The organism is Aquimonas voraii (assembly GCF_900101825.1).
In the GTDB taxonomy this organism is placed as follows: Bacteria; Pseudomonadota; Gammaproteobacteria; order Xanthomonadales; family Xanthomonadaceae; genus Aquimonas; species Aquimonas voraii.
In genome coordinates this window covers 1-9184 of sequence record NZ_FNAG01000018.1, presented here as the reverse complement: position 1 = coordinate 9184, position 9184 = coordinate 1, and the positions used below count along the sequence as shown (strand labels likewise).

At 70.8% G+C, this 9184-nt stretch carries 9 protein-coding genes; 2 read left to right on the top strand and 7 right to left on the bottom strand.

Annotated elements, in window-relative coordinates:
* Positions 1–578: 578 nt before the first annotated feature.
* From BLP83_RS16995 to BLP83_RS16965, 7 genes are read right to left on the bottom strand one after another with little or no spacing between them, the layout of a single operon-like run.
* The gene (locus BLP83_RS16995; RefSeq protein ID WP_091245695.1) at positions 579–1019 is read right to left on the bottom strand and encodes a hotdog family protein; all 441 of its coding nucleotides are present in this window, start codon (positions 1017–1019) and stop codon (positions 579–581) included.
* Positions 1016–3520: an MMPL family transporter gene (locus BLP83_RS19330; RefSeq protein ID WP_091245692.1), complete on the bottom strand. Its 2505-nt coding sequence runs from the start codon at positions 3518–3520 to the stop codon at positions 1016–1018. The genes BLP83_RS16995 and BLP83_RS19330 overlap by 4 nt, the downstream gene beginning before the upstream one ends.
* A complete protein-coding gene (locus tag BLP83_RS16985; protein WP_091245690.1) occupies positions 3517–4149 on the bottom strand; it encodes a LolA-related protein in 633 nt (210 codons plus the stop codon). Before BLP83_RS16985 ends, BLP83_RS19330 begins: the two co-directional genes overlap by 4 nt.
* Complete coding sequence (locus tag BLP83_RS16980; protein WP_091245687.1) at positions 4079–5056, bottom strand: lysophospholipid acyltransferase family protein; 978 nt, start codon at positions 5054–5056, stop codon at positions 4079–4081. Before BLP83_RS16980 ends, BLP83_RS16985 begins: the two co-directional genes overlap by 71 nt.
* Positions 5053–5343, bottom strand: a complete 291-nt coding sequence (locus BLP83_RS16975; RefSeq protein WP_091245684.1) for an ApeI family dehydratase — start codon at positions 5341–5343, stop codon at positions 5053–5055. The genes BLP83_RS16980 and BLP83_RS16975 overlap by 4 nt, the downstream gene beginning before the upstream one ends.
* A complete protein-coding gene (locus BLP83_RS16970; RefSeq protein WP_091245681.1) occupies positions 5340–6035 on the bottom strand; it encodes a COG4648 family protein in 696 nt (231 codons plus the stop codon). The genes BLP83_RS16975 and BLP83_RS16970 overlap by 4 nt, the downstream gene beginning before the upstream one ends.
* Positions 6032–6301 carry a phosphopantetheine-binding protein gene (locus BLP83_RS16965; RefSeq protein WP_091245678.1) on the bottom strand — a complete coding sequence of 90 codons (270 nt, stop codon included), beginning with the start codon at positions 6299–6301 and terminating at the stop codon, positions 6032–6034. The genes BLP83_RS16970 and BLP83_RS16965 overlap by 4 nt, the downstream gene beginning before the upstream one ends.
* A gap of 150 nt (positions 6302–6451) precedes the next feature.
* Between BLP83_RS16965 and BLP83_RS16960 the strand changes: the two genes are divergently transcribed.
* A complete protein-coding gene (locus tag BLP83_RS16960) occupies positions 6452–7759 on the top strand; it encodes an NAD(P)/FAD-dependent oxidoreductase (protein ID WP_091245674.1) in 1308 nt (435 codons plus the stop codon).
* Positions 7756–8760 (top strand): chorismate transformation FkbO/Hyg5 family protein, encoded by a 1005-nt coding sequence (locus BLP83_RS16955; RefSeq protein WP_245680069.1) that lies wholly within the window; start codon positions 7756–7758, stop codon positions 8758–8760. The genes BLP83_RS16960 and BLP83_RS16955 overlap by 4 nt, the downstream gene beginning before the upstream one ends.
* Positions 8761–9184: the final 424 nt, after the last annotated feature.

The following is a 9184-nucleotide window of genomic DNA, read 5'->3' as shown; positions in this document are numbered from 1 at the left end:
TCTCGCTTCAGCTTCTCGCTTCAGCTTCTCGCTTCAGCTTCTCGCTTCAGCTTCTCGCTTCAGCTTCTCGCTTCGGCCTCTCGCTTCGGCTCTTGCGGGCAGGAGCCCGCGCGTTTCCTTGGGGCCCCTCGGGAGCGGCGGGAGGCGGTCGATGCGCCCGCAGGGTTGGCCGCAGGGATGCGGCCAAGGTTTTCGACAGGCCAGGGACGGCCTGTCCGAAAACCCCGACAGCCTCATGCGAACCCTTGGTGCAGGGATGCACCCAGGGCGCGGACGAGCAGCCCTTTCTCTTGCCTACTTCTCTTTGGGCACGCAAAGAGAAGTAGGTCGGGCCGGCCGAAGGACGGACCGAAAGCTCTCGCTCTTCGCTTCAAACGAACGCGCAACGAAGCAAGACCGGGGCGAGAGCGAAGCTCATGGTGGGCCAGGGCCCACCCTATGACAGGCGCGAAGTCGGGCAGCCCGCAGGGCTGACCGAATGCTCTTGCTCTTCGCTTCGAGCAACGAAGCGGCGAAGCGGCGAAGCGGCGAAGCAGGACGGGGGCAAGCGTCGAGCTCATGGTGGGCCGGAGCCCACCCTAAGAATCCCGTCGCAGCACCGCCGCGCGGCCCGTGGCCAGCACCTCACCCGCATGCTCGATGCGGAAGCCGCACTGCCAGCCCGCACCGCTGTCGGCGACGTCCTGCGCGTACACGTCCAGCGGACCGGGCAGCTCGTCGATGAACTCGCGTGAGAGCTCGACGCCACGCAAGGACACCAGCAGGCCGGGTGGCGCCGTGCGTCCATCGCGCGCCGCGAGCAGGCCGCCGTGCACGGCCATGGCCTGGGCGCCGTACTCGCAGAGGTGCAGGGCCGACAGGCGTCCCTCGCGTCGCAGCGGGTGCGCGGGGTCGCGGTGGGCGTCGCTCTGCGCATGCAGACCGCTCTCGTCGAACGCGATGACGCGCTCGAGCAGACACATGCCACCCGCGTGGGGAATCAACTGTTCGATTTCGAAACGGCTATCGGGAAGCTTCATCTCGGGATCTCGGCGGAGGCAGAACGACTGCCGGCCAGCAGCAGGGCGAGCGCGAAGTGCACGGCGACGCCCAGCGCCACCGTGCTGCCCAGTGCGTTCAGCACCGGGATGCTGGACAACGACAGCAGGCCGAACACCAGCAGGGTCGAGGCGGCGCACACGCAGAGCGCATGCAGGGTGCGGCGCTGCTCGGCCGCAGCCTCGGCATCGACGGCACCTGCGCTGCGCTCGAAGAACAGGGCGTAGTCGAGGCCCAGCCCAGCCGCCAGCACCAGCGCGATCAGGTGGAACAGGGTCAGCGCCACGCCGACGCCGTGCAGCACGGCCAGCACCACCAGACTGGACAGGGCCACCGGCAGAAGTACGCGCAGGCTGCGCGAGACGCTGGATCTCAGACCCCTGCCGCCTGGGCCGACGGCCCTGCCCTCATCCCCCGTATCCACGGCAGCATCGGCCCGGTCTGCGCCGCCCAGGCGGTCTGCGCTCCGGGTCACGGTCCCCCGGCGCTGCGCTGCAGACGCGGCGTGCAGCGCGGCGAACACCAGGGCGGCGAGCAGCAGTGCGCCGACCGCCATCGCCAGCAGCACCTGCGCACGCCAGCTCGCGGCCAGGGAATCGGCGGTCGCTTTCAGGTCGATCAGGTCGAGATCGGGATGGGCGGCCGCGAAGGCGCGCACGGCCTCGACCTCGCGCAGGTCGGACAGCTGCACCAGCGCCACCGTTTCCGCGCCATCGCGGATCAGCAGACCGGCAATACGCAGCTCCAGCGGAGTGCCGATCAGGGCTTCGGAGGTCAGCGGCGGCAGATGCCGCGCGCGCTCGATCGCGTCAAGGAAGTTTCCGAAGGCCTCCGGCCGGAAAGCGAGACCCTGCTGCGCTTCCGCGAGCGCCGCACGCAGCGCGCCAGGGGACGGCAACGCCGCCTGGCGCGCACGCTGCACGGCCGGCGGCGGCAGATAGCGCGCGGCCAGCTCGAAGTGGCCAAGCGCGCCCTTTCCGACCAGGTCCTGCAGGCCGGGCACGAGCTCGGCGCTGCGGGCAAGCGCGGCCTCTTCGCTGTCCGCACGCAGGGCCAGCAGCCAGCGCACATCGGGCGCATTCAGGGCCTGGCGGAGCTCACGATCACGCATCAGAAGCTCGGTCGGCACCGGCGTCAGCGCAGCCAGGCTGTCCTGCCACCAGGGGCCCGGCCGCAGCAGGGCCAGACCGGCCAAGGCCGCAATCAGCAGCGCCAGCCAGCGCAGCCGGTGCACCTGCGCCAGTCGCCGCTGCAGCCCGTGCACGAAGGCGCCCTCGCCGACCGCGTGGTGCGGCTCGCCGAGCACCCGCGGCAGCAGATAGCGGGTGGCGAAGACCGCGCTGATCAGGCCGACCACGGTCAGCACCGCGAGCTGGCGCAGGCCGTCGACGCCGGCGAAGAAGAACACCAGATAGGCCAGGGCGCTGGAGAAGGCGCCGGTCGCCAGCGTCGGCCAGATCGCGCGCGCGCTGCGTGCGGCGGGCTCGCCCTTGCGTCGGTGGCTGAACAGATGGACGGGATAGTCCTGGGCCACGCCGAGCAGGGTCAGGCCGAAGGCCAGGGTGATGCCGTGGACCTCACCGAACAGCAGGGCCGTCGCGGACAAACCGAACACGGCACCGGTCGCCAAGGGCAGCGCACCGAGCAGGGGCAGGGCGAGGCTGCGGTAGGCCAGCGCCATCAGCAGCAGCAGACCGGCGATACCGAAACCACCGAGGCGCGAAGCCTCGCCGCGGGTCTGCGCGGCGATCTTCTCGGCAAAGGCGCCGGGGCCGCTGACTTCAAGCGCACCCACCGCGGCCTCGCCGTCCTCGAGCAGCACCTGTGCATGCGCCGCGCGCAGAGCGGCGAGCGCGCGCGTCTGGCCGTCGGGGTCGAAGCCCGGCGACGCCGTTTCGGCCAACAGCAGGGCTTCGCCGCGGGTGCTGGCGAACCACACACCGTCCCTGCGCTCGGGCTCGATCGCCGGCGTCCAGGCTTCGAGCACGCGCAGGGTTTCGAGCGTGGGATCCGCGCGCAGCAGCGGCGCGATCAGGGCCGCGGCAGGCGAGGCCAGATCCTGCTGGCGCTGGCGCAGCGCTTCTGACAGTGCGGGCGCCTCGAAGGCGCCCGGCTGCACACCGGCCGAGAGCAGGTAGCGGTAGTCGACCAGCGTCTCGGGAATCGACTCCAGGCCGTCCTCGCCGTTGCCGACCCAAACGAACTCGGGCGATTCCTCCAAGGCCTCGCGCAGCGCACGCGAGCGCTCGACGAGAACCTCCGGCTCCGCACCCGACAGCGCCACCAGCAGCAGGCGCGCGCCTGGGCCTTCTCCCAGCTGTTCCAGCAGCAGGCGCTGCTCGGCGGTGCGCGCGGCGGGCATGAACAGGCGCAGATCGCCGCTCAGCTTCAGCTCGCCGAGCGCGAGCACGGCGATCAGCGCCAGCGCGCCCAGCCAAAGCGCGACGCGCAGCAGGCGTGTGCCCACGCCGGGCGCGCTCATCCGGCGGATGCGCCGCAGAGCGCGTCGCGCGTGGCTTCATCGGCAGCGGCGCGCGCGGACTCGGCCCATGGGCCGAGCCACATGCGGCTGCGCTCGTCCTCGGCCAGGTCCAGATCGAAACAGCGCCACTCGCCCGCCACGCCGTGCAGACGCATGCCGCGCACCTTGCGGGCGACGCGGGCATCGGTGGGGGTGAGGTCGAGCGTCCAGCCCGCACCGGAGGGCGCGAGCTGGATCGTGAAGTGCCGCTCCAGGAGCGCACGATCGCCCCCAAGCAGCGCGCGCAGGCTGGCCGCCAGCGCCGCAAGCTCGGGCGCGCGTTTGAGCGAGAAGCGGCGGCTGCCCTGCCCCTCGCGCTGCACTTCCACGCGCTCGCCGGCAATGCGCAGGCGCTCGGGCTGCGCGCCTTCGACGGTCTTGACCAGCTCATCGGCGGCCGGCTGCGACAGCTCGCCGCCGAACAGCAGGGGCTGGATCAGCAGCGGCGAGTCGCGGCGCTCGAAGTAGGCGGTGCGCGCGGGCGCAGGCTGCGCGAAGCCGGCCAGCAGGGCATCGAGCTCAGGGACGTCCGCCCGTGCCGTCAGGCTGGCCAGCAGCAGGGTCACGGCGATGCGGATGCGCGGGGTCATCGCTTCTCCAGAAATCGTAGAAATTGAACCAGTTGTAGGGCGCGCGCCGCACGAAATGCTCCAGCCGGCGCACGTAGCGCTCCTGCAGGGCGTACAGCTTCTGCGCGCGCTCGCGCCGCGGCAGCTCGATGCCGGGGTCGAACAGCTCGAAATGCAGGGCGTACTTCCGCCCGCCCAGGTACAGGCCGAAGCAGATCAGCACCGGCACCTTCAGCGCCGCGGCGATCAGGAAATGCGCGCTCGGAAACGGCGCGGGACTGCCCAGAAAATCGATCCACTGCACCGGCTCGGCGCCCCTCGCACGATCGACCAGCAGGCTGACAAGGGCGCCCTGCTCGGTGGCATCGCGGATCGCGAGCGTGATCGCGGTGCCGTCCTGGGCGGCATCGATCACGGTTTCGGCGATGTCCGGGCAGAGCGCTTCCAGCAGCTGGGTGACGGCGGCGTTCTGCCCGCGGTCCATCACCACCCGCACGGTCACATCCGGTCGCTCGCGCGAGAGCACCCGCAGGGCCTCGAAGCTGCCGTGGTGCGAGCCGAACAGCAGGACGCCGCGGCCGAGGTCGATCTGATCGTGCAGCTCCTTGAGCCCGGTGATTTCAAGATCGAAGCTGCGGAACTGCCCCGAGAGCATGAACACCCGATCGAGGATCGTGGAAGCGAACGCATGCACGTGTTTCGCGCATTCCCAGAGCGTGGCCGGCCGGCCCAGCACGCGCTCGAGGTAGGCGCGGGACGCGCGCCGCTCGGGGCCACGCACGATCAGGAAATAGAGCGTGATCGGGATCAGCAGCGGCCGCGACAGCCAGCGCCCACCGTAGCGGGCAATGCTGCGGATCAGCCACAGCGCGAAGCGCCCGCCACCCTCGGGGCGCTGCTGCCATTCGGCCTCGCCGGCGCGGCTCATGCGGGATCCGCGAACACCAGCTCACCGCTGGCGATCAGATCCTCGCCTCGCAGCACGCGGAAGCGCAGACGCTCGCCCCGCGGCTCGAACTCGACCGTCGCGTCCTGCTCCGGCAGCAGCGGCGCGGCGAACTTCACCTGCGGCATGCGCAGCAGGGCGCGCGCGCCGAACTGCGCCCGCGCCAGCGCCAGCACCTCGTCGAGCACGACCACGCCCGGCACCACCGGCTGTCCGGGGAAATGGCCGGGCAGGCAGGGATGGTCGGCGCGGATGCGGAAGCCGCTCATCGGCCCGAGCCCACGGCGGCATCGCTGCCGCGCCAGAAGGCCGGGCCCAGCCGGCCGACGCGCTTCAGGAAACCGACGAAGCCACCGTAGTCGCTGTGCGGGAAGCGTCGCGCGCGATAGACGTACTCACCGACAAACACGAGGGCCACGATCAGATAGTTGAGCAGGTTGGCGAACAGCGACCAGAGTTCCAGCGGCACGGTCTGCGGCGGGACGACGCCGACGCTCACGAGCAGGCCTTTGGGCTCGGCGAGGAGGGCCAGCAGGGCGTTGATGAGCGCAAGCCCAATCAGCAGCGCCGCCCACGCGCGCGTCCAAGCGCGTGCGTAACCCGGCACCTCGGGGTGATGCACCTGGCCATTGTTCAGCGCACGCACGATGCGCTCAATCAGCGGCATGCGCCCGGGCGCCAGGCTGCGCGCGAAGTACAGGCCCACCGCAAGGTTGAACAACACCGGCGGCAGCATCAGCGGCAGGTGCGCGTGTCCGCTGGCATACAGCACCGCCAGCACGCCCGCCCCTGCCGCGAACGCGCCAAGCGCGAGCACAGGCCTGGCCCGCAGCGGCAGGCAGACGAGAATCAGCAGGCAGGCCACGGCGGCCGTGGCGAGTGCGAGCGAGGCGGTCACCGCCGAGGCATGCGCCAGCACGGGAAACGCCAGCGCGAGCGCGACCGGCAGCAGCCGGCTCACACTGTCCGGTGCTCTTGCACGTGGGCCGAGAGTGCTGCCAGCGAACCGAAAATGCGGCGGTTGTCGGCATTGTCCGAGCGCAGCTGGAAGCCGTACTTCTTCGAGATCGCCAGCGCCAGCTCCAGCGCATCGATCGAATCGAGGCCGAGGCCATCGCCGAACAGGGGCGCGGCGGGGTCGATCGATGCGGCCTCGACGTCCTCGAGATTGAGGGCTTCGATCAGGAGTTCGGCGAGCTCGCGCTCGGCGGGCGACTGGTTCGACATGGGGCGTGGATCCTTGGGCCTGCCATCTGCAGACCCGTCTTTACGTAAACGAGGGGCAGCACGTCGCAGCCGGCCTCGGGCGGGCGCGGAGTGTATCATTCACGCCACTTTCGCCAGCCCTGCCGGCGCCCCCATTCCCACGATGTCCGCATGAGTTCCAGCGTCGCACGCGACCTTCCAGACCCGCTTGACGTCGCAGTGATCGGCGGTGGCCCCGCGGGCAGCACGGCGGCCACCCTGCTGGCGCGCGCCGGCTGGCGCGTCGGCCTGTTCGAGAAGGGCCGGCACCCGCGCTTCCACATCGGTGAAAGCCTGCTGCCGATGAACCTGCCCATCCTTGAACGCCTCGGTGTGCTGGCTGAGGTCGAGGCCATCGGCGTGCGCAAGCCGGCCGCGGACTTTCCTGCCGACATCGGCGGCTACAACAGCTTTCCTTTCGCGCGCGCACTGGGCGATGTGCCTGACCACGCCTTCCAGGTGCGCCGCGACCAGTTCGATGAGCTGCTGTTCGCCAACGCGACCGCGGCCGGCGCCGAGGCGCACGAGGGCATCGAAGTGCTGGGCATCGAGCGGCTCGAATCGGGGCGTTCACGGTTGCGTCTCCGCGTCGACGGCGATGAGCGCTGCCTGGAAGCGCGTTATGTGGTCGATGCCTCCGGCCGCGACACCCTGCTCGGCCGTCAGTTCGATCTCAAGCGCGCCAACCCGCGGCACCGCTCGGCGGCGGTCTACGCGCACTTTCGCGGCGTGGCGCGCCAGCCGGGCGAAGCCGCCGGCAACATCACCATCTACCGCCTGCCTTCCGGCTGGATGTGGATGATCCCGCTGCCCCACGATGTCATGAGCGTCGGCGCGGTCTGCACGCCGGAGTACCTGAAGACCCGGCGCGGCCCGCTGGATCAGTTCCTGCTCGACACCATCCTCAAGCACCCCGACGCCGCGCGCCGGATGCAGGGCGCCGAGCGCATCTCCGAACCCGAGGCCACCGGCAACTACAGCTACGCCTGCGGCCGCATTGCCGGCCCCGGCTGGGTGATGGCCGGCGACGCCTATGCCTTCGTCGATCCGATCTTTTCGTCGGGCGTGTTCCTCGCCATGCATGGCGCCGAGCGCGCCGCCGAGCTGGTCGATGCCGTGCTCCGCGAGCCGTCGCGAGAGACCGCACTGCAGCAGGCCTATCGCCGGCGCATCGACGGCGGCATCGGGGTGTTCAGCTGGTTCATCGAGCGCTTCACCACGCCGGTGATGCGCGAGCTGTTCCAGAACCCGCGCAATGTCTGGCAGATCGAACAGGCGGTGATCGCCATGCTCGCCGGCAATGTCTTTGATGACCGCGCCGTACTGAAGCGGCTGCGAGCCTTCCGCGTGATCTACGCCGTCACTGCCCTGCTGCAGAAGCTGCGCGGCGAGCGGCGTGCGCCGAGCCTGCCCGCGTCCGCGCGAACGGAGGCCGCATGAGCGCGCAGCCGCGACTCGACCAGCCGGCCTTCGCGCTGACGCCGGGCTATGTGCGCTCGCGCGATCCGCGGAGCCTGCTCGGCCCGCGCACGCTGGCGGTGTTCGGTTTCGGGGCCGCAGCGCCCGGCCAGCTTGAGGACCCGCGCTACCTGCGCGTGCCGCTGCAGCCGCTGGAACCGGAAGGTATCGACACCTACGAGGTCTGGACCTGCAGCGAAGCGGTCGAGCCCTGGCGTGAAGGGCTGATCGGCGGTGGCCGCAGCGCCTCGCTGTGCTTCGGATCGCTGCAGCTCCACGAGGACCAGGCTGGCCCCGCCGCCACCGCAGAGCGGGCCTATCGGCTGCTCGCGGAGCATCGCCATGCGGCCGCACATCCCCACCTGCTGCGCCTCTGGAACTACCTCGACGCCATTGTCGAGGGCGAAGGTGATGCCGAGCGCTACCGGCAGTTCTGCGTCGGCCGCGCCGAAGCACTCGACATTCCCGATGAGGCCCTGCCGGCGGCCACCGCCATCGGCCATCGCGAGGGCACGCGCCTGCTGCAGGTCTACTGGCTGGCCTCGACGCGACCCGGCCTGCCGGTGGAGAACCCGCGCCAGGTGCCGGCCTACCGCTATCCGCGCAGCTATGGCCCGCGCGCACCGAGCTTTGCCCGCGCGATGCGCGCTGATCCGGTTGATGCCCTGCCGCTAATGATTTCCGGCACCGCCGCCGTGGTCGGCCACGCCAGCCTGCACCACGACTCGATAGTCGCCCAGCTGCGCGAGACTTTCGACAACTTCGACAGCCTGCTGGGTGCGGCGCGCGCCGCCGACGCGCGGATCGCGCCTGCCTTTGGCGCGCACGCCCTGCTCAAGGTCTACCTGCGCGATGCCGCCGCTCTGCCCGAGCTGCAGGCCACGCTCTCCCGCCTGCTGCCGGCCGATGTGCCGCGCCTGATCCTGCAGGGCGATATCTGCCGCCGCGAACTGGCCGTGGAGATCGACGGCTTCCACGGCTGAGGTCGGGAATCGGGAATCGGGAATCGGGAATCGGGAATCGGGATTCGGGAATCGGGATTCGGGATTCGGGGTGCGGGTGCGGGTGCGGGTGCGGGTGCGGGTGAGAAGCCTAGGGTGGGCCCTGGCCCACCAGGAGCGTCAACCTCGCCCCGGTCCCCATCGGACCACCAACCCCACCGCCATCATCACCGCCCTGCGCGCAACGACCGCGGCGAGCATCAAGCCCACGGTGGGCGAGGGCCCACCCTAGTCGCGTTCGCGCGCACCGCTTCGCGGATCGCTGGCGCGTAGCCGGCGAGGCACGCAGCGGGTGGCTGCGCCACCAGCGCCTGCCTTCGGCCCCGGCCCTCGCGCACAGCGCTCGGGCGTTCGACGGCGCGCGCGGCATGCCGCGCAAACGCGCCGTCTGCCTTCGGCCCCGGCC